Raw genomic sequence first — 26,220 nt, 5'->3', positions numbered from 1 at the left:
GGCGGGGACGGGGCCCGCCTCGGACGGCGTCGGCGCGGGCTGCCCGCCACCGGCGTCCGCCGGCTGCCCGGGACCGCCACCGGGGGCGGGCTGCCCCGCGATGTCCGGCGCGGGCGTGCCCCCCGGCGCCTCGGGGACCGCAGGGACGGTGGTGGGGAACACCGACGTCGAGGAGCCGGGGGCGGTGCCCGTGGAGGACGACGCGTCGACGGACACGGTGCGATCCGGCGCGGAGACGACCGGGGCGGTGAGCACGACCGCCGTGGTGAGCGACGTCAGCGCGAGGGCGAGGCCCACCCTCGGGAGGCGTCGGCGCGGACCCCTGGAGCGGTCGTGCCGGGTGGCGGTGCGGCGGCGGTGCGCGGGGGCACCGGACGGCCGGTGGTGCATGCGGGTCCTCGTCGGAGATCACGATCCGTTATCGGGGAGAGACTAACCGTGTCCGCGCCGCCGGGGAAGGCCACCGCTGCGGGGCCGGCCACCACCCGGCAGGGGTGCCCGGGCGTGCGCGGGCCCCTGGCGGGCAGCATGGACCCGGCAGCATGGCACCGTCCCGCCCCACCCGAACCCCGAGGAGCACGCCGCCCGTGAGCGACGTCTGGCTCAACATCGTCATGGTCGTCGTCTTCGTCCTGATCGGCGGAGCCTTCGCCGGCGCCGAGATCGCCCTGGTCTCGCTGCGCGAGGGGCAGGTGCGCGCCATGGCCGACCAGGGCCGCCGGGGGCAGGCCGTGCAGCGCCTGCTCAGCGACCCCAACCGGTTCCTCGCGGCGGTGCAGGTCGGCGTCACCCTGGCCGGCTTCTTCTCGGCGGCGTTCGGTGCCAGCACCCTGGCCGCGCCGCTGGCCGACGTGCTCGAGGACGCGGGGGTCGGCGCGGGGCTGGCCGGCACCCTGGCCCTCGTCCTCGTCACCATCGCCATCAGCTACGTGTCGCTGGTGATCGGTGAGCTGACCCCCAAGCGGCTGGCCCTGCAGCGCGCCGAGGGCTTCTCGCTCGTCGTGGCCGCCCCGCTGAACGCCATCGCCACGCTGTTCCGCCCGATCATCTGGCTGCTGTCGAAGTCCACGAACCTCATGGTCCGGCTGCTCGGCGGCGACCCGAAGGTCAGCGGCGAGTCGATCAGCCAGGAGGAGCTGCGCGACCTCGTGGCCGCGCACGAATCGCTGAGCAGCGACGAGCGCCGGCTGATCGACGAGGTGTTCCGCGCCGGCGAGCGCGAGGTGCGCGAGGTCATGACGCCGCGCACCGAGGTGCACTTCCTCGAGGCCTCGATGACCGCGAGCCGCGCCGCCAAGCTGGTCGCGGAGTCGAACTGGTCGCGCTTCCCGGTGGTGGGCCGTGACCAGGACGACGTCGTCGGCTTCGTGCACGTGCGCGACCTGTTCCTGCCCACCCACCCGGCGGGGCGCGCGGCCACCGTCGGCGACCTCGCCCGCGAGGTCACCCGCCTCCCCGGCACCGCCGCGGTCCTCACGGTGCTCAGCGAGATGCGCCGGGACAACCAGCACCTGGCGATCGTCGTCGACGAGTACGGCGGCACCGACGGGATCGTCACCCTCGAGGACCTCATCGAGGAGGTCATCGGCGAGATCTACGACGAGTACGACGAGGAGGCCGCCCCCGAGGACCGCCCCGCCCCCGACGAGCCGCGCGACGTCGACGGCCTGCTCAACCTCGACGACTTCGCCGACGCGACCGGCCTGCGGCTGCCCGAGGGGCCGTACGAGACCGCCGCCGGGTACGTCCTGGCCGAGCTCGGCCGGCTGCCCGGTGTCGGGGACGCCGTGGAGGTCGAGGGGCGGCGCGTCGAGGTGCTGGAGCTCGACGGCCGGCGGATCGCCCGCCTGCGGGTCGCCCCGCCGCCGGCCCCGGCACCCGAGGCGGACCCGGTGCCGGAGGTCTAGCGGCCGCTCTGCACGGGCCCGCCGCGAGCCTGCGAGTGGTGGGGGGCGGAGGGGTCCCTCAACTCCCAGGCGTCCCGGACGATGCCGACCAGGTCGGTGTGCTGCGGCGTCCAGCCGAGGTCGGCGCGGATCCGGTCGCTGGAGGCCACCAGCTGCGCCGGGTCCCCGGCCCGCCGCTCACCGATCGTGACCGGGATCGGGTGACCGGTCACCTCGCGGGCCGCCTCGACGACCTCCTGCACCGAGAAGCCGGTGCCGTTGCCGAGGTTGTAGATCCGGTGCTCGCCGGCCGCGGGGGCGGGCAGCGCGAGCAGGTGCGCGTCGGAGAGGTCCTCGACGTGCACGTAGTCGCGGATGCAGGTGCCGTCCGGCGTCGGGTAGTCCTGGCCGTACACGGTCAGCGACTCCCGCTGGCCCGCCGCCACCTGCAGGGCGATCGGGATGAGGTGGGTCTCCGTGGCGTGCCGCTCGCCCAGCCCGTAGGCGGCGCCCGCGACGTTGAAGTACCGCAGGCTCACCGCCGCGAAGCCGTGCGCCACCGCGTAGGAGGTGAGCATGTGGTCGACGGCGAGCTTCGAGGCGCCGTAGGTGTTGGTCGGCCGCGTCGGCGCGTCCTCGCGGATCGGCACCTGGTCGGGCTCGCCGTAGGTGGCGGCGGTGGAGGAGAAGACGATCCGGCGGCAGTCGACGGCACGCATCGCCTCCAGCAGCGCGAACGAGCCGCCGACGTTGGTGTGCCAGTAGTCCTCGGGCTGCTGCTGGGAGACGCCGACCAGCGACTTGGCCGCGAAGTGCAGCACCGCCTCGGGCCGCACCTGTGCCAGGACCGGCGCCGAGTCGTGCAGCGACACCTCCGCGAGCACGGCCCCCTCGGGGACGGCGTCCGCGTGCCCGGTGGAGAGGTCGTCGAGGACGGTCACCTCGTGACCCCGGGCGAGCAGCGCCGCGGTCACTACGCTGCCGATGTAGCCGGCGCCGCCGGCGACGAGTACGCGCATGGGGCACACCCTAGAAGGGCGGGCCCGCGGGAGGTGGAGGATCTGGTGGTCAGTGCCCGTCCGGCGGTGCAGTCGCTCCCCGCGTACCGCCCCGGCCGCAACCCGGCCGACCTCGCCCGCGAGATCGGCGTCGAGCGGGCGGTGAAGCTGGCCAGCAACGAGGTGGCCTTCCCGCCGCTGCCCGCCGTCGTCGAGGCGGTGACCACCGCGGTCGCCGGCACCAACCGGTACCCCGACAACGGCGCGGTCGTCCTCACCGGCGCGCTCGCGCAGCGCTACGGCGTCGACCCGGCGCAGGTCGCCACCGGCTGCGGGGCGGTGGCCATCTGCCAGGAGCTCGCCCAGGCCTACAACGACCCCGGCACCAGCATCGCCTTCGCCTGGCGGTCGTTCGAGATGTACCCGCTGCTGGCCCGCGTCGCCGCCGCCCGGGCGGTGCAGGTGCCGCTGGTGCCCGGCCGCCCGGGCGGATCGCCGGACACCCACGACCTCGTGGCGCTGGCCGACGCGATCGACGACACCACCCGGCTGGTCTTCGTCTGCAACCCGAACAACCCGACCGGCACGGCGGTGCGCCGCCCGGAGCTGGAGCGCTTCCTCGACGCGGTGCCGGCCGGGACGCTGGTCGTCCTCGACGAGGCCTACCGCGAGTTCGTCACCGACCCGCACGTCCCCGACGGCGTGGAGCTGATGCGCGGCCGGCCCAACGTGGCGGTGCTGCGCACGTTCTCCAAGGCGTGGGGCCTGGCCGGGCTGCGCGTCGGCTACCTGCTCGCCGAGGACCCGGCGGTCGCCGAGGCGGTGCGCAAGACCCACCTGCCCTTCAGCGTCGGCATGGTCGCCCAGGCGGCGGCGGTCGCGGCGCTGGCCAGCGAGGACGAGGTGCGCGCCCGGTGCGCCGCCGTCGTCACCGAGCGGGAGCGGCTGACCGCCGCGCTGCGGGACCGGGGCCTGGAGGTCGCCGACAGCCAGGCCAACTTCGTCTGGCTGCCGACGGGGGAGCGGACGGCGGAGCTGGCGGCCGCGCTGGAGTCCCGCGCGGTCATCACCCGGCCGTTCGCCGGGGAGGGCATCCGGGTGACCGTGGGCACGCCCGAGGAGGACGACGTCTTCCTGGCCGCGCTCGACGACGCGCTGGCGGCCGCGGTCCGCTGACCAGCCCCGACCGGGTGACCGCGGCGGCCGGGGGCGTGGCGGAACGGGGGAGCCCGGAACGAAGCGGGCTCCCGGCTGGTTTGATGACCGGCGTGGCTCTTCCCCGCGTGCTGTCCGGCATCCAGCCGACGGCGGACTCCTTCCACCTCGGCAACTACGTCGGCGCCCTCCGCCAGTGGGTGAGCATGCAGGAGGACCACGACGCCTTCTACTGCGTCGTCGACCTGCACGCGATCACCCTCGAGCAGCCCGACCCGGCCGTGCTGCGGCAGCGCACCCTGGTGTCGGCCGCGCAGCTGATCGCCCTGGGGGTGGACCCCGCGCGGAGCACCCTGTTCGTGCAGAGCCAGGTGCCCGAGCACGCCCAGCTGGCCTGGGTGCTGCAGTGCCTCACCGGCTTCGGGGAAGCCAGCCGGATGACCCAGTTCAAGGACAAGAGCACCCGCGAGGGCGCCGGGCCGACGTCCGTGGGGCTGTTCACCTACCCGGTGCTGCAGGCGGCGGACATCCTGCTGTACCAGGCCGACCGGGTGCCGGTGGGGGAGGACCAGCGGCAGCACCTGGAGCTCACCCGTGACCTGGCCGGGCGGTTCAACGGCCGCTACGGCGAGACGTTCACCCTCCCCGAGGCCTACATCCCGGCCGGCGCGGCGAAGATCCTGGACCTGCAGTCGCCGGACAAGAAGATGAGCAAGAGCCTGCCGCCGGCCGGCTGCGTCAACCTCCTGGACGACCCGAAGGTGACCGCGAAGAAGATCCGCTCGGCCGTCACCGACACCGGGCGGGAGATCGTCGCCGACCCGGAGGGCAAGCCGGGCGTCACCAACCTGCTGACCATCCACTCCGCCTTCTCGGGGCGGAGCACCGCCGAGCTCGAGGAGCACTTCGCCGGCCGCGGGTACGGCGACCTGAAGAAGGAGCTCGCCGAGGTCGTCACCGACGCGCTGGCCCCGGTGCAGCAGCGCACGGCCGAGCTGCTGGCCGACCCCGCCGAGCTCGAGCGGCTGCTCGCCGCGGGCGCGGCGCGGGCACGGGCGGTGGCCGGCCGCACCCTCGCCACGGTCTACGAGCGGGTCGGCTTCCTGCCACCAGCGGGGCCGGTGGCATGAACGACGACACCTTCGTCGGCCGGCTGGGGACCCCGCCGGAGACGGCGCTGCTCGGGGTGATCGTGCCGATCCCCGAGCCGTGGGCGGCCCTGCTCACCGACTGGCGCTGCAAGGTCGGCGACCCCCAGGCGACGCTCGTGCCGCCGCACGTCACGCTGCTCCCGCCGACGGAGGTGCCGGTCGCCGACCGCGGCGCCGTCTCCGAGCACCTCGCCCGCGTCGCGGCCGCGCACCCGCCGTTCGAGATGCACCTCGCCGGCACCGGCACCTTCACCCCGGTCTCCGACGTCGTCTTCGTGGCGGTGGCCCGCGGCATCGGCAACTGCGAGCTCCTGGCCCACGACGTCCGCCAGGGGCCGCTCGACCGCTCGCTGTCCTTCCCGTACCACCCGCACGTGACCGTCGCGCACGACGTGCCCGGCGACATGCTGGAGCTGGCCTACTGCGGCCTCCAGGAGCTGTCCGCCGAGTTCCGCGTCGAGCACTTCACCGAGTTCGAGCAGACGGCGGCCGGGGTCTGGGAGATCGCCCGCGAGTACCCCCTCACCGGCCCGCAGCGCTGAGCAGCCCGATCCGGCCCCTGCGCGCGGAGCGGGCAGGCCCCAGACTCGGGCGGTGAGCTCCACCCCCACCCGCGCGGCCCCCGACGCCGAGGCGCCCGCCCGGAAGGGGTGGCCGGCGCGCGCCTGGGACCGCGTCGAGGGCGCGGTCGGGGCCGCCCGGCGGCGCTCGCCGTGGCTCGACCACCTGGCCCGGGCCGGAGGCCGGTACCAGCGGACGCAGGGCGATCTGATGGCCGCGGGCGTCACCTACTTCGCGTTCCTGGGGCTGTTCCCCGTCCTGCTCCTGGTCGCCTCGGTCATCGGCCTCGTGCTCGCCGGCGACGAACTCCTCCAGCGCGAGCTCTACGACGCCATCCGGGCAGCCTTCCCGGGCAGCACGGGGGAGGACGTCGTCGCCGACCTGCGCGGGGCGGTCGGCTCCGCGGAGGTGGTCGGCGCGATCGGGCTGGTCGGCTTCCTCTACGCCGGTCTGCGCGCGATGGACAAGCTGCGCATCGGCATGGAGCGCACGTGGACGGGCCGCGCCGGCGAGCCCGAGTTCCTCCGCGACAACGTCCAGGACCTCGTCGCTCTGGTGCTGCTGGGGGCGGTCGGCCTGGCCAGCCTGGGGCTGACCGGCGTCGCGACGACGGCGTCCTCGTGGGCGCTGGGCGTGCTCGGCCTCGAGGACGCCGGCGGGCTGGCGGCGCTGACGACCGTGGCCAGCCTGGCGCTGGCCTTCCTGGGCGACGTCGTCGTCTTCCTGTGGCTGCTCAAGGTGGTGCCCGCCACCCCGCACCCGGTGCGCCGGCTGCTGCCGGGAGCGCTGCTCGGTGCGGTCGGCTTCGAGGTGCTGAAGCTGATCGGGAACCTGTACCTCTCGCTGATCTCCGGCAGCGTGACCGCCTCGGCGTTCGGCGGCGCCGTCGGGATCCTGGTCTGGATCAACGTCGTCTTCCGGTTCGCCTTCTTCACCGCCGCCTGGACCGCCACCCTGCCGGCGGTGGAGGCGGCCGCCCGCCCGGACCTTGGGGCCGACGCCGCCGACCCGCCGTCGCGCTGAGCCACCGGTCGAGGTGAGGTGCGACACGGCCTCCGGGGCGGCGCAGCGCCGACGGGGCAGGCTTCGCAACGATCGGGTCTCAGTCCGTGCGAGAGGTTGTTGGGGGCTCGGTATGCGCGGTTAGCGTCCGGGGTCGTGCACCCTCGCCGGCCGCGAGCCGGGTCCGGGTGCACGCGCACCCCACCACCGGGAGACCTGCCACGCGGCGGCGCCTCCCCCCAGAAAAGGAGATCGTCTTGCGCCGAGCGCGGATGACGAAGGCCGCGGCGCTGCTGCTGGCCGGCAGCCTGGCCCTGGCGGCCTGTGCCAGTGACGAGGAGCCCACGGCCGGCGGCGACAGCGGCGGCGGCAGCGGTTCGGGTGACCTCCAGGTCGGCCTCGCGTACGACGTCGGCGGCCGTGGCGACCAGTCCTTCAACGACTCGGCCTACGCCGGCGTCGAGGCGGCCATCGCGGAGCTGGGCGGCGAGGTCCAGGAGTTCAGCCCGAACGACGACGGCTCCGACCGCGTCGAGGGCCTGGCCAACCTGGCCGAGGCCGGTTACGACCCGGTCATCGGCGTCGGCTTCGCCTACGCCGAGACGATCGCCGAGGTCGCCGAGGAGTTCCCGGAGACCACGTTCGCCGTCGTCGACTCGTCGGTGGCCGAGCTGGGCCTGGAGAACGCGACCGGCCTGCTGTTCGCCGAGGAGCAGGGCTCCTTCCTCGCCGGCGTCGCCGCCGCGCTCAAGTCGGAGACCGACCACGTCGGCTTCGTCGGCGGCGTCGAGATGCCCCTGATCCAGAAGTTCGAGGCCGGCTTCACGGCCGGCGCCCAGGCGGTCAACCCGGACATCCAGGTCGACGTCGAGTACATCTCCCCGGCCGGGGACTTCTCCGGCTTCGGCGACCCGGCCCGCGGCCAGATCCTGGCCCGCAGCATGTACGACGCCGGCGCGGACATCGTGTTCCACGCGGCGGGCGGTTCGGGCAGCGGCGTCTTCCAGGCGGCCGCCGAGACCGGGAACCGCGCGATCGGCGTCGACTCCGACCAGTACCAGACCGTCGACGACCCGGCGCTGCAGGCGGTCATCATGACCTCGATGCTCAAGCGGGTGGACAACGCGGTGGAGGCCTTCATCACCGACTACTCCGAGGGCACCGTCGAGGGCGGCGTCGACCTCCTCTACGACCTGGAGAGCGACGGCGTGGGCCTGGCCACCTCGGGTGGGCAGATCGACGACATCCAGACCCAGATCGAGGACTACCGCCAGCGGATCATCTCCGGCGAGATCACGGTCCCGACGACCCCGTGAGGCGTGGTGCGCCGGCCGGGACCTCCGGCCGGCGCACCGGTGCGACCCTCCGACGGCGGGTCCGGGCGTGCTGCCCGGGCCCGCCGTCGTGGTGAGCGGGGGCCCCCGCCCGGAGCGGGGGCGCGCTGCCGCTCCGGGCGGGGGTGCGACATCATGCGCAGGGCGGGTGGCCGCACCCCGGTCGTCCCGTCCGGCCCCCGGCACCCCGGGGGCGACGACCGGACCGGCGTCGTCCCCCGGTGCGCCGGATCGAGACCAGTGCCGCCCGCGCGGCGCACCGTGAGAGAGAGGCCCACCCATGGCCCAGGCTCCAGCAGCCGGTGCCGAGCAGCCCGACGGCGGGGCGCCGCGGTCCCCGTACGCGGTCGAGCTGCACGGCATCACCAAGCGCTTCCCCGGCGTCGTCGCCAACAAGGACATCGAGCTGTCGGTCCGGCGCGGGCAGGTCCACGCGATCGTCGGCGAGAACGGCGCGGGCAAGTCCACGCTGATGAAGACGCTGTACGGCGAGCACCGGCCGGACGAGGGCACGATCCTCGTCGACGGCCGCCCGGTGCAGTTCCGCAGCCCGGCCGACGCGATCGCGGCGGGCATCGGCATGGTGCACCAGCACTTCATGCTGGCCGACAACTTCACGGTGCTGGAGAACGTGGTGCTGGGCAGCGAGCCCAGGAAGGGTGGCCGGCTGGACCGTGACGCCGCCCGCCGCCGGATCGACGAGATCTCCGAGCGGTACGGCCTCGGGCTGCGCCCCGACGACCTCGTCGAGGACCTCGGCGTCGGTGACCGGCAGCGGGTCGAGATCGCGAAGGTGCTGTACCGGAACGCCCGGACGCTGATCCTCGACGAGCCGACCGCCGTCCTCGTGCCCCAGGAGGTCGACGAGCTGTTCGGCAACCTCGCCGAGCTCAAGCGCGAGGGCCTGACCGTCATCTTCATCTCGCACAAGCTCGACGAGGTCCGCAAGGTCGCCGACGCGATCACCGTGATCCGCCGGGGCACCACCGTCGGCGACGCCGACCCCCGCACCACCACGGCCAAGCAGCTCGCCGAGATGATGGTCGGCGCCGAGCTGCCCACGCCGGAGACCCGCAGCTCCACCGTGCGCCAGACCCCGGTGCTCCGCCTGCAGGGCGTCACCGTGGCCTCCGACGCCGGCCGGCCGCTGGTCGACGCCGTCGACCTCACCGTCCGCGAGGGGGAGGTCGTGGGCATCGCCGGCGTCGAGGGCAACGGCCAGGCCGAGCTCGTGGAGGCGGTCATGGGCCTGCGCTCGCTGGCCGCCGGGAGCGTGCACCTCGGGGACGAGGACATCACCGGGTGGACCACCCGCGCCCGCCGCGAGGCCGGTATCGGGTTCATCCCGGAGGACCGCCACCGGCAGGGGATGCTGCTGGACGCCCCCCTCTGGGAGAACCGGATCCTCGGCCACCAGACGCGCCCGCCGGCGGCGAAGGGCCCCTTCATCGACCGCAAGGGCGCCCGCGGCGACACCGAGCGGATCATGCGGGACTACGACGTCCGGGCACCCGGTCCCGACACGCTCGCGGTGGCGCTCTCCGGCGGCAACCAGCAGAAGCTGATCGTCGGCCGCGAGATGAGCGCCGCCCCCCGGCTGCTGATCGCCGCCCACCCCACCCGCGGGGTGGACGTCGGCGCGCAGTCGGTCATCTGGGAACTGCTCAAGGACGCCCGCGGCGAAGGGATGGGCATCGTGCTGGTGTCGGCCGACCTCGACGAGCTGATCGGGCTCTCCGACACGCTGCACGTCATGCTCCGCGGCCGCCTGGTGGCCACCGTGGACCCGCGACGGGTGACCCCCGAGGAGCTCGGCGGCCACATGACCGGCGCCCGGACCGCGGCGGGTGCGGCGTGAACCGCCTCCGCAGCACCGGTCTGGCCCTGCTGGGCCCGGCCCTCGCCGTCCTCGTCGCGCTGGTGATCTCGGCGCTGGTGATCGCGCTCATCGGCGAGAACCCGCTGCGGGCGCTGCAGGTCATGACCGACCTCGGTGACGCGCCCTCCCAGCAGGTGCAGTCCGTCGTGGTGATCCTCAACCGCGCCGTCCCGCTCTTCCTGGCCGGGCTCGCGGTCTCGATCGCCTTCCGCATGGGGCTGTTCAACATCGGGGTGGAGGGCCAGTACCGGCTGGCCACCATCGTCGCCGCCGCCGTGGGCGCGGCCGTGGCGCTGCCCGGCCCGCTGCACCTCCTGCTGGTCATCGTGGTCGGCATGGCGGTCGGCGCCCTGTGGGCCGGCATCGTGGGCGTGCTCAAGGTGACCCGCGGCGTCAGCGAGGTCATCAGCTCGATCATGCTGAACTTCATCGCGCTCGGGCTGGCGTCCTACCTGCTCACCGGCCCGTTCCGGGGCAGCCCGGAGGGCGCGTCGATCATCACCACGACGCCGCTGCCGGAGTCGGCGTGGTTCCCGGGGCTCAACGGCCTGCTGGGCGCCTTCGGCCTGGCCGAGCCGCGCACGGAGCTGTTCGGCTTCCTGCTCGTCGCGGTCGTCGTGGGCATCGCGATCGCGGTGCTCATCCAGCGCACCCGCTTCGGCTTCGACCTGCGGGCCACCGGCATCTCGGCCTCGGCGGCCACCGCGAGCGGTGTGGACGCCCGCCGGATGGTGGTCACCACGATGCTGCTGTCCGGCGCCGTCGCGGGTCTGATCGGCCTGCCCGACCTGCTCGGCGACGCCCGGGCGTTCGGCACCGAGTTCACCGCCGGGCTGGGCTTCCTGGGCATCGCCGTGGCGCTGCTGGGCCGCAACAACGTCCTGGGGATCGCGCTGGCCGCGCTGCTGTTCGCGTTCCTCGACCGCGCCGCCCTGCCGCTGCAGTTCGCCGACATCCCGGCCTCGGTGGTCACGATCATCCAGGGCACGATCGTGCTCGCCGTCGTCATCGCCAACGAGATCGCCCGCCGGCTGGCCCTGCGCTCGGCCGAGCGCGCCGGCGCCGAGGCCACCGGCGCCCCGCCGGATCCCGGCGGCAGCGCTGACCCGGGCGGCCCCGGCCCCGGCACGGGCCCCGACGGCGGCCACCGCGTCCGCACCGGCGTTCCCGGCTCTTCCGAGGAGGCGCGCGCATGACCACCGCGACCCCGGCCGGTGGCAGCACCGCCACCCGGCCCAGCCGCGGCCCGCTCACCGACCGGCTCACCGGCGGGAGCCGGGGCAGCCGGATCCTGTGGCTGGTCGTCGGCCTGCTGTTCGTCTTCTCCGTGACCCGGGCGATCTCCGGCGAGGAGGCTCTGACCTCGTCCTCGACCATGCGGGCGGCGCTGCTGCTGGCGGTGCCGATCGGGCTCGCCGCGCTGGGCGGGCTGTACTCCGAGCGCGCCGGCGTGGTCAACATCGGGCTCGAGGGGATGCTCATCCTCGGCACCTGGGGTGCCGGCTTCGCCGGCTGGCAGTGGGGCTGGGTCGGCGCGATCATCGGCGGCACCCTCTTCGGCGCCGTCGGCGGGCTGCTGCACGCGGTCGCCACGGTGACCTTCGGCGTCGACCACGTCATCTCCGGTGTCGCGATCAACATCCTCGCGGCCGGCGTCGTCCGGTTCCTGTCCGAGCTGGTGTACGTCCAGGGCACCGGTGGCGGGCCGACCCAGTCCCCGTCGGTGGGCAGCGATCCGCCGAGCTTCTCCATCCCGGTGCTCTCCTCCGGCCCCGACCTGCTCGGCGACCTCGAGAACACCGGCTGGTTCCTGCTCAGCGACCTCGCCGGCGTGCTCCGCGGGCTGACCAGCGGCCTGGGCGTGGTGACGCTGCTGGCGATCCTGCTGATCCCGATCAGCTACCTGATCCTGTGGCGCACGGCCTTCGGGCTGCGGCTGCGCTCCTGCGGGGAGAACCCGGCGGCGGCCGACTCGCTGGGCGTGCCGGTGTACCGGATGAAGTACATCGCGGTGATCATCTCGGGTGCGCTGGCCGGCCTCGGCGGCGTCTTCCTCGTCTTCGTCGCGGGCATCTACCGCGAGGGGCAGACCGGCGGCCGCGGCTTCATCGGTCTCGCCGCCCTGATCTTCGGCAACTGGCGCCCGGGTGGGCTGGCCGCCGGGGCCGGGCTGTTCGGCTTCTCCGACGCCCTGCAGCTGCGCAGCCGGACGGCGGTCGTCGCACTGCTGCTGCTGGTCGCGCTGCTGCTCGTCGGCGTCGCGGTCTACCAGGCCCTGCGGCGGCGGTGGGTTCCCGCGGTGCTGTCCGTCGTGGTGGCGGCGCTCGCCCTCGCGGCGTTCCTCAGCGTCGACGAGCTGCCCGACGGCATCGTCTTCTTCACCCCGCACCTCACCACCCTGCTGGTCCTCTCGCTGGCCTCCCAGCGGTTGCGCATGCCGAAGGCCGACGGGCTGGTCTACCGACGAGGGGAACACTGATGCAGCCGGACTGGGACGCCCTGCGGGCCGCGGCCCGCGAGGCCATGACCCACGCCTACGCGCCGTACTCGAAGTTCCCCGTCGGCGTCGCCGGGCTGGTCGACGACGGCCGCGTCGTCACCGGGTGCAACGTGGAGAACGCCTCGTACGGGCTGGGCCTGTGCGCCGAGTGCGGCATGGTCAGCGACCTGGCCCGCACCGGGGGTGGCCGGCTGGTCGCCGTGGCGTGCGTCGGCGGGGACGGGCAGCCGCTCATGCCCTGCGGCCGCTGCCGCCAGCTGCTGTGGGAGCACGGCGGGGCCGACATGCTCATCGAGACGGTCTCGCTCGGCATCGTGCCGATGCGCGAGGTGCTGCCGGACGCCTTCGGTCCCGACGACCTGGTCGCGGCGGCGGAGCGGGGGCAGGGCTGATGGCCGGGCACGACGCGATCGACGTCATCCGCGCCAAGCGGGACGGCGTCCCGCTCACCGGCGAGCAGATCCGCTGGGTGATCGGCGCCTACACCGGCGGCCAGGTCCCCGACGAGCAGATGAGCGCGCTGCTCATGGCGGTCTTCTTCCGCGGGATGACCGCCGACGAGCTCGCCGCCTGGACGCAGGCGATGATCGACTCCGGCGAGCGCAAGGACCTGTCCTCGCTGGGCCGGCCGACGGCCGACAAGCACTCCACCGGCGGCGTCGGCGACAAGATCACCCTGCCGCTGGCGCCGCTCGTCGCCGCCTGCGGGGTGGCCGTCCCGCAGCTCTCCGGCCGGGGTCTCGGCCACACCGGGGGCACGCTGGACAAGCTCGAGGCGATCCCCGGCTGGCGGGCGGACGTGCACGAGGAGGCCTACCTCGCGCAGCTCCGCGACGTCGGCGCGGTCATCTGCGCGGCCGGCCACGACCTCGCCCCGGCGGACAAGCTGCTGTACGCGCTGCGCGACGTCACGGGCACCGTCGAGTCGATCCCGCTGATCGCCAGCTCGATCATGAGCAAGAAGATCGCCGAGGGCGCCGACGCGCTGGTCCTCGACGTCAAGACCGGCTCGGGCGCGTTCATGAAGGACGCCGGTGACGCCCGGACGCTGGCCCGCACGATGGTCGGGCTCGGGGAGGCCGCCGGGGTGCGCACCGTGGCGCTGGTGACGGCGATGGACCGGCCGCTGGGCCGCGCCGCGGGCAACGCGGTCGAGGTCGCCGAGTCGGTGGAGGTGCTCGCCGGCGGCGGGCCGGCCGACGTCGTCGAGCTGACCCTCGCGCTGGCCCGGGAGATGCTGGCCGGCGCCGGGCGGGACGACGTCGACCCGGCCGACGCGCTGGCCGACGGGCGGGCCATGGACGTGTGGCGCCGCATGATCGCCGCGCAGGGCGGGGATCCCGACGCCCCGCTGCCGCAGCCCGCCGAGCGGCACGTGGTCACCGCGCCGGCCGACGGCACGCTCACCCGGCTGGACGCCTACGCCCTGGGCGTCGCCGCCTGGCGGCTGGGCGCCGGCCGGGCCCGCAAGGAGGACCCGGTCTCGGCGGCCGCGGGCATCACCTGGACCGCCGGCGTGGGGGAGCGGGTGACCGCCGGCCAGCCGCTGCTCGAGCTGCAGACCGACGACGCCGACCGCATCCCGCGGGCGCTCGAGGCGCTCGAGGGCGCGATCGGCGTGGACTCGGGCGAGCAGCCGCTGCCGCTGGTGCTCGACCGCATCACCGCCTGAACCCCGCCTCGACCATGACGCCGTGACCACCTGTCGCCCCGCGTCCGCGGTCGCGGCGCCATGATCACAGGGGGAGGGGCGCGGGTGGTCCGAGCCGAGGGGGGAGACTGTTCCCTCGTGCAGAAGGACTCCCTCCTCCCCACCACCCGCCAGCTCGCGGCGGGCCCCGTGGGGGAGCCGGTGGACCCCGAGGCGGCCATCTCCATCCGCGGCCTGGTCAAGCGCTACGGCGACCGGACGGCCGTCGACGGCCTGGACCTCGACATCCGCCGCGGGGAGATCTTCGCGCTGCTGGGGCCCAACGGGGCCGGGAAGACGACGACGGTCGAGATCTGCGAGGGCTACCGCGACCGGGACGCCGGCGAGGTGCGCGTGCTCGGGGTCGACCCCGCCCGGGGCGGTCGCCGCTGGAAGGCCGAGCTCGGCATCGTGCTGCAGTCCGGCGCGGGCGACAGCCAGCTCTCGGTGCGGGAGCTGCTGTCCGCGCAGGCCTCCTACTACGCCGACCCCCGCGACCCCGACGAGGTGCTGGAGCTGGTGGGCCTCACCGAGAAGGCCGGGGCCCGCGGTCGCACCCTCTCCGGCGGGCAGCGGCGCCGGCTGGACGTGGCGCTGGGCATCGTCGGCCGGCCCCGGCTGCTGTTCCTCGACGAGCCGACGACCGGGTTCGACCCGGAGGCGCGCCGCCAGTTCTGGGCGCTGATCCGGTCCCTGCGCGAGCTGGGCACCACGATGCTGCTCACCACCCACTACCTCGACGAGGCGGAGGAGCTGGCCGACCGGGTCGGCGTCATCGCCCACGGCCAGCTCGCCGAGGTCGCCGTCCCCACCGCCCTCGGGGGCCGCGGCACCGCGCCCGCCGTCGTCAGCTGGACCGAGGGCGGCGCCCGGCGCACCGCCGAGACCGCCACCCCCACCGCCTTCGTCGCCGAGCTCGCCGCCCGCTTCCCGGGCGAGGTGCCCGACCTCGCCGTCAGCCGGCCGACGCTCGAGGACGTCTACCTCAAGATGATCGGGGACCGCTCGTGAGCACCACCGCACCGGGGCGCGCCGCCCTGCCCTCGGTCGCCCGGGTCTCCCGGACCCGCGCCGGCGTGGAGCTCAAGGAGTTCTTCCGCCAGCGGGAGTCGGTCGTCTTCACGCTGGTCTTCCCGGTCATCCTCCTGCTCGGGCTCGGCGCGGTCCTCGACTACGACCTGGGCTCCGGCGTGGACTTCCCGCAGTACTTCATGGCAGGGGTCATCGCCGCCGGCATCGTCGGCGCCAGCCTGCAGAACATGGCGATCCACATCGCCGGCGAGCGCTCCGACGGCACCCTGAAGGCGCTGGCCGGCAGCCCGATGCCCAAGACCGCCTACTTCGTCGGCAAGGTCGCCCAGGTGGTCGCGGTGACCATCGCGACGATCGTCCTGCTGCTGGTCGTCGGTGTCCTCGTGTTCGGCATCGACCTGCCCACCGGCGCGGACTGGGTCACCTTCGCCTGGGTCACCGTGCTGGGCGCGGCGGCCTGCACGCTGCTCGGCATCGCGGTCTCCTCGCTGGCCCGCAACTCCCGCTCGGCGTCGGCGACGGTCACGCCGATCGCGCTGGTGCTGGAGTTCATCTCCGGCGTCTTCATGCCCTTCGACCAGGTGCCGGGGTGGTTGCAGGACGTCGCCGCGGTCTTCCCCGTGAAATGGCTGGCCCAGGGCCTGCGCTCGGTGTTCCTGCCCGACGCGCTCGCCGCCCGGGAACCGGCGGGCTCGTGGGAGCTGGTCACGGTCGCGGTCGTGCTCGGGATCTGGTGCGTGCTGGGGCTGCTGCTCTGCGTCCGCACCTTCCGCTGGCAGGACCGGTGAGACCGCGGCCGTTGCGCTGAGCGCATCCGTCGTCCCTGCGCGGACCCCTCCGGGGCCCCCTCGGTGTGACAGGTAGCGTTCCTCCGTGCCTGCACCGCTGACCGCCGAGAACGTCCGCCGCGCCCCGAAGGTCCTCCTCCACGACCACCTGGACGGCGGGCTGCGGTCGCAGACGGTGCTCGACCTGGCCGACGAGATCGGCTACCGCGAGCTCCCGGCGGCGGACGCCGGGTCGCTCGGCCGCTGGTTCCGCGAGGCGGCGGACTCCGGCTCGCTCGTCCGGTACCTGGAGACGTTCGCGCACACGGTCGCCGTGATGCAGACACCCGACGCCGTGGCACGGGTGGCCCGGGAGTGCGCGCTCGACCTCGCCGCGGACGGCGTCGTGTACGCCGAGGTGCGCATGGCGCCCGAACTGCTCACCGGCGGGATGCCGCTGGAGGCGGCGGTCGAGGCGATGCTCGACGGCTACGCCCGGGGCAGCCGGGACGCCGCCGCTGCCGGTACCCCCGTGCGCATCGGCACGCTGCTGTGCGCCATGCGGCAGGAGGACCGCTGGGAGGACGTCGCCGACCTGGTCGTCCGCTACCGCGACGCCGGCGTCGTCGGCTTCGACCTCGCCGGCCCCGAGGACGGCTTCCCGCCCGACCGCATCCCCGCCGCGATCGCCCTGCTGGACCGCGCAGGGGCGCACCGGACCGTGCACGCCGGGGAGGCGGCCGGTATCGCGAGCATCGTGGCCGCGCTGGACGGTGCCGGCGCCGAGCGGCTCGGGCACGGCGTGCGCATCGCCGACGAGGTCGCCGCGGACGGCACCCTCGGCCCGGTCGCGCAGCGGGTCCGCGACACCCAGGTCACCCTGGAGGTCGCGCCCTCGTCGAACGTCCAGACCGGCGCCTACCCCTCGCTCGCCGAGCACCCGGTGGACCGCCTGCACCGACTGGGCTTCGCCGTCACGCTCAACACGGACAACCGGCTGATGAGCGGGGTGTCGCTGACCAGCGAGGTCACCGACGTCGCGACGACGCACGGCTGGACGTGGGACGACGTGCAGGCGGTCACCGAACGCGCGCTCGCCGGGGCGTTCCTGCCGGACGACGAGCGCCGGCGGCTCCTCGACGACGTGGTCCGCCCCGGGTACACCGCGCTGCGGGGCTGACCCGTGGAGCTCCTGCTGGCCGAGGCGACCGGGCAGTCGTGGGGCCGGCTGGCCGACCTGGGAGTGGCCTTCGCGCTCTCCGCGCTCATCGGGTTCGAGCGGGAACTGCGGCAGAAGGCGGCCGGGTTGCGCACGCTCACCATCGTCGGGTTCGCCGCGGCCCTGTTCATGGTCATCAGCCGGGCGGAGTTCGGGGACTCCCGCATCGCCGCCCAGGTCGTGTCCGGGCTGGGCTTCATCGGCGGCGGGCTGATCTTCGTGCGCCGCGACGCCGTCCGGGGGCTGACCACCGCGGCCGTCGTCTGGCTCACCGCGGCCGTCGGGATGGCCGCGGGGGCGGGGCTGTGGGCGTACGCCGTCGTCGCCACGGCCGGGCACCTGCTCATCGCCTACGCGTTCACCCCGCTGGCCCGCCGGCTCTCGGGCCGGGCCGCGCACACCTACCCGCTGGTGCTCACGTACCGGGACGGCGAGGGCGTGCTGCGCCGGGCCCTCGCCGAGTGCACGCAGCAGGGATTCACCGTGCGGGAACTGGAGACGGCGCTCGAGGCCGAGCAGCGCGGCGGCGTTCCGCAGGCCACGGTCCGGCTGACCCTGGAGGGCACCGGGCCGGTGACGACGCTCGCCGCCCGGCTCGCCGACCTCGAGGGGGTGCTGGCGGTGTCGGCCGGCCGGGACGAGGACGCGGACTGATCGGCTCGGGGTGGGGGCCGTCACGCCCGCTGGCAGGAATGGCGCCGAGATCTCCGCTGCTACGGTAGGAGCACCGGCACAAGGCCGGTCATCCTCCCGGACGGTCGGTCCGGGAACGAGCGCATCCGTGCAGATCCCCGCGCCCTCCCGGGCGCAGCTGATCGCCAAGTGAGGACACCGGCACTCGCCGGGGCTCTCCTCTTCCACGGGACGCGCTCCGAGCAGTATCGGAGCCCCACCCCGCATGACGTTGATCCACCCTGCCCCGATCGAGTCGAACGAGGGCGACACCACCCCCGTCCAGGCGCCCGAGGCGCCGGCCGGTCCCACCTTCGGCCAGCTGGGTCTGCCCCAGCAGCTGGTGACCGCGCTCGAGCGGCGCGGCATCCGCCACCCCTTCGCCATCCAGACCTCGGCCCTGCCCGACGCGCTCGCCGGGCGCGACGTCCTCGGCAAGGCCGCCACCGGCTCGGGCAAGACCCTCGCCTTCGGCCTGCCGCTGCTCGCGCGCCTCGGCGCGGAGGTGAAGCACGGTCGCCGCGCGCCCCGCGGGCTGGTCCTCGTGCCGACCCGTGAGCTCGCCCAGCAGGTGCACGACAACCTGGCCCCTCTCGGCCAGGCCATCGGGGTGCAGCTCGCCACCGTCTACGGCGGCGCGCCGATGTACCGCCAGATCCAGCAGCTGCGCCGCGGTGTCGACGTCCTCATCGCCACCCCCGGCCGGCTGCAGGACCTGATCAGCCAGGGCGAGGCCACCCTCGCCGAGGTCGTGGTCACCGTCCTCGACGAGGCGGACTTCATGGCCGACCTCGGCTTCCTGCCGGTGGTCAAGGAGCTGCTGGACCAGACCGCGGCCGACGCCCAGCGCCTGCTGTTCTCGGCGACGCTGGACGGCGAGGTCGACGCCCTGGTGCGCCGCTACCTCAAGGACCCGGCCCGGCACGAGGTCAAGCGCCCCGGGGACGACGCCCCGCCGGCCGAGCACCGCGCCTACACGCTGGCCTTCCGCGACAAGGTCGCGCTGACCAAGGAGCTGGCCGCCCGCCCGGGCCGGACCATCATCTTCGTCCGCACCCAGCTGGGGGCCGACCGGCTCACCGAGCACCTGCTCGAAGCGGGGGTCAAGGCCGCGGCCATCCACGGCGGGCTGCCGCAGTCGGCCCGCAAGCGGGCGCTGGAGGCGTTCACCGACGCGCGCTCGCCGGTGCTCGTGGCCACCGACGTCGCCGCCCGCGGCATCCACGTCGACGACGTCTCGCTGGTCCTGCACTACGACCCGCCGGCGGACTCCAAGACCTACCTGCACCGCTCGGGCCGCACGGCCCGCGCGGGTGCGGCCGGCGTGGTCGTGTCGCTGCTGCTGCCCGACCAGGTCGGCCAGTCCAAGCGGCGCTTCCGCCAGGCCAAGGTCGACCCGGCGCTGCGCCGGATCACCCCGGGCGACCAGGAGATCGCCGAGCTCGTCGCCAGCGGCGTGCACGTCGAGCCGGTCGAGCGCCCGGCCCGCGACTCGCGTCGCTCCGGGGGCCCCGGCGGCCGTCCGCGCCGCGACGGCGACCGTCCCGGTGGCGGCCACCGCGGGGGCCCGCGCCGCTCCTACGGCGACCGCAACCGCTCCGGCGGCGAGCGGTCCGGCCGGCCCGGCGGCGGTGACCGCCGGTTCGGTGGCGAGCGCTCGGGTCGCCCCCCGCGCCAGGGCTGAGCGAGACCCCGTCCCCCTCACCGCTCGCGGTGATGGGGCCGGGGCACCGGCGAAGGCCCGTCCCGTATCTCCGGGGCGGGCCTTCGCCGTCCCTGCTAGTCGCGGTGGACGAGCACGCCGCCGACCGCGGTGACGACCTCGTCCCAGTCGGTGCGCAGCCGCGCGGCCTCCGCGGCGTCCAGCGGCTCCTCGGGCTGGTGGTCGGCGCGGGCCAGTGCCCTGCCCAGCGGGGCCGTGGGGGCCAGCAGCTCCTCCACCCGGGTGAGGCCCGCGTGCTCCGCGAGGTCGCGCGCGCCCTCGGCCGGCTGCACGAGGGCGCGGTGGGGGACCAGCCCGGTGGCGCCGTCGGCGACCTCGGCCAGCACCTCGGAGAGCTCGGTGAGGTCGTAGCGGTCCTGCTCGGCCGGCAGCGGCGGCGTGTCGGTGTCGGCCACCTCGGGCCACGAGGCGATCTCGACCAGGTCGTGCCGCTCGTCGGAGGCGCAGAAGCGGGCCAGGTCGGCGGGGGTGTCGAAGAGGAACACCTCGCCGTCGCGGCCGAGGAAGCGGGCGACGTCGTCGACGTAGCAGCGGAGGGTCACCCCGGCCCCCTCCGGGACGACGATCTCGACCGGCAGGATGCCGACGGCCTCCCAGAACTCCGCGGCGGCCGCGACCGCGGCGGGGGAGGCGGTGACCCGGCTGCCGCGCGCGATGGTGCTGACCCCGGGACCGCCGGACGCCGGCGCGGCCGTCGCGCCCGCGGGCTCGGCAGCCGCGACGTCGGCCTGCTCGGGGAGGTCGTCGTCCTCGACGGCCTCGTCGTCGCCGGACTCGGAGGCCGACGGGTACTCCTCGACCGCGGCGGTGCCGCCACCGGTCCAGTCGAAGTGGTCGGAGAGCTCCTCGACGACGTCCTCCCACAGCTCGTCGAAGACGCTGCCGACGCCGATCCAGGCGTCCTCGCCGGAACGCCCGGCGAAGGCCTCCACGCCGAGCCCGAGCGAGCCGATCTCCGGCTTGGCGGCGAACTCCGCGACGGCCTCGAACTGCTCCTCGTCGTCGTCCTCGTCGGTGGTGTCCAGGCACTCGGCCAGCCGGCTGACGATGTCGACGGTCGCGGCGAGCTCCTCCACCGCCCACCGGTCGGGGTTCTCGGCGGCGATGTCGTACACCCCGTCGAGGTCGTACCGGTGGTCGTCGTCGGGGGTCAGGTCGGCGGCCCCGAGCCCGGCGACGACCGGCCAGACCGGGTGGTCGGCGAGGTCGTGGTCGGTGCGCGTGCGGCAGAAGGCGGCGAGCTTCGCCGGGGTGGGGAAGAGGTGGACCGTCGCGGTGTCGCCCTCGGTGGTCCCGAGGAACGCCTGCCACTCCTCGCCGTCCTCCTCCCACGGCGGAGCCCACAGGGTGTACCCCGTGCGGTCGTCGAGGGTCAGTGCGATGGGGACGATGCTGGGCCTGGCCACCCGCCCATCCTGCCCTGTCGGCCCGGAGGCGCACCTCCGGGCCGGGCCGCCGTCCTCAGAGGTTGATCATGTGGCCGGCGAGGCCGTGGATCGCCTCCTGCAGCCCCTCGCTCAGCGTGGGGTGGGCGTGCACGTTCCGGGCCAGCTCGGTGGCGGTGAGGTCCCACTTCTGGGCGAGCGTGAGCTCGGGCAGGAGCTCGGTGACCTCGGGGCCGACCAGGTGGCCGCCGAGCAGCTCGCCGTAGGTCTCGTCGGCGATCAGCTTGACGAAGCCGCCGGGCTCGGCGAGGCCCTGCGCCTTGCCGTTGGCGGTGAACGGGAACTGGGCGACCTTGACCTTCCAGCCGCGCTCGTCGGCCAGCTCGCGGGCCTGGGCCTCGGTGTAGCCGAAGCTGGCGACCTGCGGCGAGCAGAAGGTGGCCCGCGGCATCATCACGTAGTCCAGCTCCATCGTCTCCGCGCCGGCGATGGTCTCGGCGGCGACGACGCCCTGGGCCTCGGCCACGTGGGCCAGCATGAGCTTGGCGGTGACGTCGCCGATGGCGTAGACGTGCGGCACGTTGGTGCGCATCCGGTCGTCGATGGCGATCGCGCGGACGCGGTCGGTCAGCTCCACGCCCAGCTTCTCCAGGCCGTAGCCGTCGACCCGCGGCTGGAACCCGATCGCCTGCATCACCTTGTCCGCATGCAGCTCGCGGCTGCCCTTGGCGTCGGAGACGGTGACCGTGACCTGGTCGCCCGTGTCGTCGATCCGCTCGACCTTGGTGGAGGTGAGCACCTCGACGCCGAGCTTGCGGTAGGCCTTCGCCAGCTCCTTGGAGACGGCGGCGTCCTCCAGCGGCAGCATGCGGTCGGCGTACTCGACGATCGTGACCTGCACGCCGTAGTTCCGGAGCACGAAGGCGAACTCGACGCCGATCGCGCCGGCGCCGGCGATGATGATGCTGCGCGGCAGGTCGCGGCTGAGGATCTGCTCCTCGTAGGTGACGACGCGCTCGGAGAGCTCCGTGCCCGGCAGGAACCGGGTGTGCGCCCCGGTCGCGATGATCACGTTCTCGAAGGTGACGGTCTCCTCGCCACCGGCGTTGAGCGCCACCTGGAGGGTGTGCGGGTCGGTGAAGGTGCCACGGCCGTCGAACTCGGTGATGCCGTTCTTCTTCATCAGGAAGTGCACGCCCTTGACCCGGCCCTCGGCGACCGTGCGGCTGCGGTCGAAGGCGGCGCCGTAGTCGAAGGAGACGTCACCGGAGATGCCGAAGGTCTTCGCGCCGTCGCGCACCAGGTGGGCCAACTCGGCGTTGCGCAGCAGCGCCTTGGACGGGATGCAGCCCACGTTGAGGCAGACCCCGCCCCAGTACTGCGACTCGACCACCGCCACGCTCTTGCCGAGCTGGGCGGCGCGGATGGCGGCGACGTACCCACCGGGGCCGGCACCGAGGACGACGACGTCGAAATGAGGCACGGGGCGAGGGTAGTGCGACGGCGGCCGGTGACCTCCTGCGAGGTCACCGGCCGCCGTTCACACGCCCATCGGGTGCCAGACCGTCTTCGTCTCGAGGAAGGGGGTCATGCGGGAGAGGCCGGGGTCGGCGGTCCAGTCCGGCTCGGTGACCGGCGGGCGGACGACGCGCTTGATCGTGCCGGCCGCCTCCCGCTCGAACTCCATCGCGCGGCCGGCCGGGGCGCCGGTGAGGTCGACGGCGTCGACGTCGGCGTGCTCGGCCAGCCAGGGGCCCAGCTCCTCGGCGTCGCCGGTGAGCAGGTTGACCACGCCGCCGGGGACGTCGCTGGTCGCCAGCACCTCGCCGAGCGTGACGGCCGGGATGGGCCGCTGCTCGGAGGTGACGACGACGGCGGTGCAGCCGGTGGCGAGCACGGGCGCGAGCACGCTGACCAGCCCGAGCAGGCTGGACTGCTGCGGGGCGAGCACGGCGACCACGCCGGTCGGCTCGGGCAGGCTGAAGTCGAAGTAGGGGCCGGCCACCGGGTTGGCCCCGCCGAGGACGGACGCCAGCTTGTCGGTCCACCCGGCGTACCAGACCCAGCGGTCGATGGCGGCGTCGACGGCGGCGCGCGCCCTGGACGACGACAGCCCCTCGCCGGCCGCCACCTCCTCGCAGAACTGGACGTGCCGGCCCTCCATCACCTCGGCCACCCGGTAGAGCACCTGGCCGCGGTTGTAGGCGGTGGCGCCCGACCACTTCGGGAAGGCGGCCCGGGCGGCGACGACGGCGTCCCGGGCGTCCTTGCGCGAGGCCCGGGAGACGTTGGCCAGGAAGTGGCCCTTCGCGTCGGTGACCTCGTAGGTGCGGCCGCTCTCCGAGCGCGGGAACGCCCCGTTCACGTACAGCTTGTAGGTCTTCCGGACGGCGAGCCGGTCGTTCCCGATCACTGGTCGTTCCCCTTCAGGTAGGCGGCCAGCCCGTGCCGGCCGCCCTCGCGGCCGTAGCCGGACTGCTTGTAGCCGCCGAAGGGCGACGTCGGGTCGAACTTGTTGAAGGTGTTGGCCCACACGACGCCGGCCCGCAGCTGGTCGGCGATCTTGAGGATCCGCGAGCCCTTCTCGCTCCAGATGCCCGCCGACAACCCGTAGGTGGAGTTGTTCGCCTTGGCGACCGCCTCGTCGGGCGTGCGGAAGGTGAGCACGCTCAGCACCGGGCCGAACACCTCGTCGCGGGCGATGCGGTGCGCGGGGGAGACGTCGGTGAAGACCGTCGGCGGGAACCAGTAGCCCTTGGCCGGCAGGTCGCAGGCCGGCTGCCAGCGCTGCGCGCCCTCGGCCTCGCCGATGTCCGACAGCTCCCGGATGCGGGCGAGCTGCTCGGCCGAGTTGATCGCGCCGATGTCGGTGTTCTTGTCCAGCGGGTCGCCGACGCGCAGGGTGCCGATGCGGCGCTGGAGCGAGGCGATGACCTCGTCGTGGATCGACTCCTGCACCAGCAGCCGGGAGCCCGCGCAGCAGACGTGCCCCTGGTTGAAGAAGATGCCCTGGACGATGCCCTCGACGGCCTGGTCGATCGGGGCGTCGTCGAACACGATGTTCGCGGCCTTGCCGCCGAGCTCGAGGGTGAGCTTCTTGGCTGTCCCGGCGACCGCGCGGGCGATCGAGCGGCCCACCTCGGTGGAGCCGGTGAACGCCACCTTGTCGACGTCGCCGTGCTCGACGACCGCCCGGCCGGTGTCACCGGCGCCGGTCACGATGTTGACCACGCCCGCGGGGAGGTCGGCCTGGCGGCAGACCTCGGCGAAGAGCAGCGCGGTGAGCGGGGTGGTCTCGGCCGGCTTGAGGACGACGGTGTTGCCGGTCGCGAGGGCGGGGGCGACCTTCCACGCCAGCATCAGCAACGGGAAATTCCACGGGATGACCTGGCCGGCCACGCCCAGCGGCTTCGGGGCCGGGCCCAGGCCCGCGTGCTCCAGCTTGTCGGCCCAGCCCGCGTGGTAGAAGAAGTGCGCCGCGGCCAGCGGGACGTCGACGTCGCGCGACTCCCGGATCGGCTTGCCGTTGTCCAGCGACTCCAGGACGGCGAACTCGCGGGCGCGCTCCTGCAGCAGCCGGGCGATGCGGAACAGGTACTTGCCGCGGTCGGCGGGGCGCATCGGGCCCCAGGTCTTCTCGAAGGCGCGGCGGGCGGCGCGGACGGCGCGGTCGACGTCGGCCTCGCTGGCGGCGGAGACCTCGGTGAGCACCTCCTCGGTGGCCGGGTTGACCGTCTTGAACGGCTCGCCGGTCCCGTCGACGAACTCGCCGTCGACGAACAGGCCGTAGGACGGCGCGATGCTGACGATCGACCGGGACTCGGGGGCGGGGGCGTACTCGAAGACCGGCCGGGCCGGGCTGGGCGGCGTGGAGGTGCTCATGCGGGGTCAGTCCACCGTGACGTAGTCGGGGCCGGAGTAGTGGCCGGTGCGCAGCTTCTGCCGCTGCAGCAGGAGGTCGTTGAGCAGGCTGGACGCGCCGAAGCGGAACCAGTCGGGGTCCAGCCAGTCGGGGCCGGCCGTCTCGTTGATCATCACCAGGTGCTTGACGGCGTCCTTCGTCGTCCTGATGCCGCCGGCGGGCTTGAAGCCGACCTGTCGGCCGGTGGCGATGCGGAAGTCGCGGACCGCCTCGAGCATCACCAGGCCGACCGGCAGCGTGGCCGCCGGGCTGATCTTGCCGGTGGAGGTCTTGATGAAGTCGCCGCCCGCGAGCATCGCGATCCAGCTCGCGCGGCGGACGTTGTCCAGCGTCTTGAGCTCGCCGGTCTCGAGGATGACCTTGAGGTGCGCACCTTCGCACGCCTCCTTGACCGCGACGATCTCCTCGTAGACGTCGAGGTAGCGGCCGGTGAGGAAGGCGCCGCGGTCGATGACCATGTCGATCTCGTCGGCGCCGTTCTCCACGGCGTCCCGGACGTCGGCGATCTTCACCGCACGGCTGGCGCGCCCGCTGGGGAAGGCGGTGGCGACGGCGGCGACGTGGATGCCGGTGCCCGCGAGCGCCTCCCGGGCCGCGCCGGCGAGGTCGCCGTAGACGCAGACGGCGGCGACCTGCGGACAGCTCGGGTCCGACGGGTCGGGCTGCCGGGCCTTGGCCGCGAGGCTGCGCACCTTCCCCGGGGTGTCGGCGCCCTCGAGGGTGGTGAGGTCGACCATCGAGATGGCGGTGTCGATCGCCCACGCCTTCGAGGTGGTCTTGATCGACCGGGTGCCGAGCTGGGCCGCACGCGCCTCGGCGCCGACCTGGTCCACGCCGGGCAGGCCGTGCAGGAAGGCGCGGAACGCCGCGTCGGAGCGGGTCACGTCGTCGTACGGCGGCAACGGCGCGTGCACCGCGGGGGTCGCCCCGGGCAGCGCGTCGGGCTCGAGCACGTGGGTCATGGTGGCCATTCTCCACTGGCTGCGGCCCCCGCCCGACCCCGCTCACCCGGCAGGAGCAGCGCGCGGGAGGCAGGGAGCGGCGTTCCACCGGCTGCGTCGCCGTCCGTAACCGGCCCAGCCCCTCCGGTTCTCGGGGCTCCGGCTGACGGTCGACCCTCACGGCGAGGGTGCGGCGTCGGTGTCAACATCCTGCTGTCATCTGTGGACGAACGGCTGACCTGCACTTTCATGTCGCGGGCGGCCGTGGTTCGCGGTAGTGTTCGTACATGTGTTCGAGGGGTGCGGATGGCGCGATCGGCCGGTTGGTCGCCGCGCTGGACGACCTGGCCGCCGAGCGGCTCGACGGCGCGTTCGGCCCGCAGCTGATCGACCGGCTGGCCCC

The 26,220-nt window shown here is 74.2% G+C and carries 22 protein-coding genes and 1 pseudogene; 16 read left to right on the top strand and 7 right to left on the bottom strand.

The features are described 5' to 3' along the window. A pseudogene (locus E9549_RS17255) lies at positions 1-297 on the bottom strand (hypothetical protein); the annotation flags it as partial. 290 nt (positions 298-587) lie between these two features. On the opposite strand from E9549_RS17255, the gene E9549_RS17250 reads away from it, so the two are divergent. Beyond that, complete coding sequence (locus E9549_RS17250) at positions 588-1,907, top strand: hemolysin family protein (RefSeq protein ID WP_236827824.1); 1,320 nt, start codon at positions 588-590, stop codon at positions 1,905-1,907. Here the strand turns inward: E9549_RS17250 and galE are convergent. Further along, on the bottom strand, positions 1,904-2,905 hold the full coding sequence (gene galE, locus E9549_RS17245; RefSeq protein WP_236827823.1) for a UDP-glucose 4-epimerase GalE: 1,002 nt from the start codon (positions 2,903-2,905) through the stop codon (positions 1,904-1,906). The two genes, E9549_RS17250 and galE, sit on opposite strands and share 4 nt — an antisense overlap. A 45-nt stretch (positions 2,906-2,950) precedes the next feature. Here galE and hisC point away from each other — a divergent pair, with 45 nt between their 5' ends. From hisC to E9549_RS17170, 15 genes are all read left to right on the top strand, one after another. Then, a complete protein-coding gene (gene hisC / locus E9549_RS17240) occupies positions 2,951-4,060 on the top strand; it encodes a histidinol-phosphate transaminase (RefSeq protein ID WP_236827822.1) in 1,110 nt (369 codons plus the stop codon). Positions 4,061-4,143: 83 nt separating this feature from the next. Then, the gene (trpS, locus tag E9549_RS17235; RefSeq protein WP_236827821.1) at positions 4,144-5,169 is read left to right on the top strand and encodes a tryptophan--tRNA ligase; all 1,026 of its coding nucleotides are present in this window, start codon (positions 4,144-4,146) and stop codon (positions 5,167-5,169) included. Then, on the top strand, positions 5,166-5,732 hold the full coding sequence (locus tag E9549_RS17230) for a 2'-5' RNA ligase family protein (protein WP_236827820.1): 567 nt from the start codon (positions 5,166-5,168) through the stop codon (positions 5,730-5,732). Before trpS ends, E9549_RS17230 begins: the two co-directional genes overlap by 4 nt. A gap of 52 nt (positions 5,733-5,784) precedes the next feature. Next, positions 5,785-6,774 carry a YihY/virulence factor BrkB family protein gene (locus tag E9549_RS17225; RefSeq protein WP_236827819.1) on the top strand — a complete coding sequence of 330 codons (990 nt, stop codon included), beginning with the start codon at positions 5,785-5,787 and terminating at the stop codon, positions 6,772-6,774. Positions 6,775-7,010: 236 nt separating this feature from the next. Continuing rightward, positions 7,011-8,069, top strand: a complete 1,059-nt coding sequence (locus E9549_RS17220; protein ID WP_236827818.1) for a BMP family protein — start codon at positions 7,011-7,013, stop codon at positions 8,067-8,069. A 298-nt stretch (positions 8,070-8,367) separates the two neighbouring features. Next, positions 8,368-9,945: an ABC transporter ATP-binding protein gene (locus E9549_RS17215; protein WP_236827817.1), complete on the top strand. Its 1,578-nt coding sequence runs from the start codon at positions 8,368-8,370 to the stop codon at positions 9,943-9,945. After that, a complete protein-coding gene (locus E9549_RS17210; protein ID WP_236827816.1) occupies positions 9,942-11,162 on the top strand; it encodes an ABC transporter permease in 1,221 nt (406 codons plus the stop codon). The genes E9549_RS17215 and E9549_RS17210 overlap by 4 nt, the downstream gene beginning before the upstream one ends. Continuing rightward, positions 11,159-12,445 carry an ABC transporter permease gene (locus E9549_RS17205; protein ID WP_236827815.1) on the top strand — a complete coding sequence of 429 codons (1,287 nt, stop codon included), beginning with the start codon at positions 11,159-11,161 and terminating at the stop codon, positions 12,443-12,445. The genes E9549_RS17210 and E9549_RS17205 overlap by 4 nt, the downstream gene beginning before the upstream one ends. Next, a complete protein-coding gene (locus tag E9549_RS17200; protein ID WP_236827814.1) occupies positions 12,445-12,858 on the top strand; it encodes a cytidine deaminase in 414 nt (137 codons plus the stop codon). The genes E9549_RS17205 and E9549_RS17200 overlap by 1 nt, the downstream gene beginning before the upstream one ends. Further along, positions 12,858-14,138: a thymidine phosphorylase gene (locus E9549_RS17195; protein ID WP_236827813.1), complete on the top strand. Its 1,281-nt coding sequence runs from the start codon at positions 12,858-12,860 to the stop codon at positions 14,136-14,138. Before E9549_RS17200 ends, E9549_RS17195 begins: the two co-directional genes overlap by 1 nt. A 117-nt stretch (positions 14,139-14,255) precedes the next feature. Continuing rightward, a complete protein-coding gene (locus tag E9549_RS17190; protein ID WP_236827812.1) occupies positions 14,256-15,167 on the top strand; it encodes an ABC transporter ATP-binding protein in 912 nt (303 codons plus the stop codon). Next, positions 15,164-15,976: an ABC transporter permease gene (locus E9549_RS17185; RefSeq protein WP_236827811.1), complete on the top strand. Its 813-nt coding sequence runs from the start codon at positions 15,164-15,166 to the stop codon at positions 15,974-15,976. The genes E9549_RS17190 and E9549_RS17185 overlap by 4 nt, the downstream gene beginning before the upstream one ends. An 85-nt stretch (positions 15,977-16,061) precedes the next feature. After that, a complete protein-coding gene (locus E9549_RS17180) occupies positions 16,062-17,135 on the top strand; it encodes an adenosine deaminase (protein ID WP_236827810.1) in 1,074 nt (357 codons plus the stop codon). 3 nt (positions 17,136-17,138) lie between these two features. Beyond that, positions 17,139-17,828, top strand: a complete 690-nt coding sequence (locus E9549_RS17175; RefSeq protein WP_236827809.1) for an MgtC/SapB family protein — start codon at positions 17,139-17,141, stop codon at positions 17,826-17,828. Positions 17,829-18,072: 244 nt separating this feature from the next. Continuing rightward, positions 18,073-19,530 carry a DEAD/DEAH box helicase gene (locus tag E9549_RS17170; protein WP_236827808.1) on the top strand — a complete coding sequence of 486 codons (1,458 nt, stop codon included), beginning with the start codon at positions 18,073-18,075 and terminating at the stop codon, positions 19,528-19,530. 95 nt (positions 19,531-19,625) lie between these two features. On the opposite strand, the gene E9549_RS17165 is transcribed toward E9549_RS17170, so the two are convergent. The 5 genes from E9549_RS17165 to deoC are packed head-to-tail and all read right to left on the bottom strand — an operon-like array spanning position 19,626 to position 25,838. Next, the gene (locus E9549_RS17165; RefSeq protein WP_236827807.1) at positions 19,626-20,975 is read right to left on the bottom strand and encodes a hypothetical protein; all 1,350 of its coding nucleotides are present in this window, start codon (positions 20,973-20,975) and stop codon (positions 19,626-19,628) included. Between the two features lie 55 nt (positions 20,976-21,030). Continuing rightward, positions 21,031-22,437: a dihydrolipoyl dehydrogenase gene (lpdA, locus tag E9549_RS17160; RefSeq protein ID WP_236827806.1), complete on the bottom strand. Its 1,407-nt coding sequence runs from the start codon at positions 22,435-22,437 to the stop codon at positions 21,031-21,033. A 57-nt stretch (positions 22,438-22,494) separates the two neighbouring features. Then, positions 22,495-23,367 carry an aldehyde dehydrogenase family protein gene (locus tag E9549_RS17155; RefSeq protein ID WP_236827805.1) on the bottom strand — a complete coding sequence of 291 codons (873 nt, stop codon included), beginning with the start codon at positions 23,365-23,367 and terminating at the stop codon, positions 22,495-22,497. Next, the gene (locus E9549_RS17150; protein WP_236827804.1) at positions 23,364-24,836 is read right to left on the bottom strand and encodes an aldehyde dehydrogenase family protein; all 1,473 of its coding nucleotides are present in this window, start codon (positions 24,834-24,836) and stop codon (positions 23,364-23,366) included. Before E9549_RS17150 ends, E9549_RS17155 begins: the two co-directional genes overlap by 4 nt. 6 nt (positions 24,837-24,842) lie before the next feature. After that, positions 24,843-25,838 (bottom strand): deoxyribose-phosphate aldolase, encoded by a 996-nt coding sequence (gene deoC / locus E9549_RS17145; RefSeq protein WP_236827803.1) that lies wholly within the window; start codon positions 25,836-25,838, stop codon positions 24,843-24,845. Between the last annotated feature and the right edge of the window lie 382 nt (positions 25,839-26,220).

Source organism: Blastococcus sp. MG754426 (genome assembly GCF_021699055.1).
Lineage (GTDB): Bacteria > Actinomycetota > Actinomycetes > Mycobacteriales > Geodermatophilaceae > Blastococcus.
This window is presented reverse-complemented; position numbering and strand designations above follow the sequence as displayed.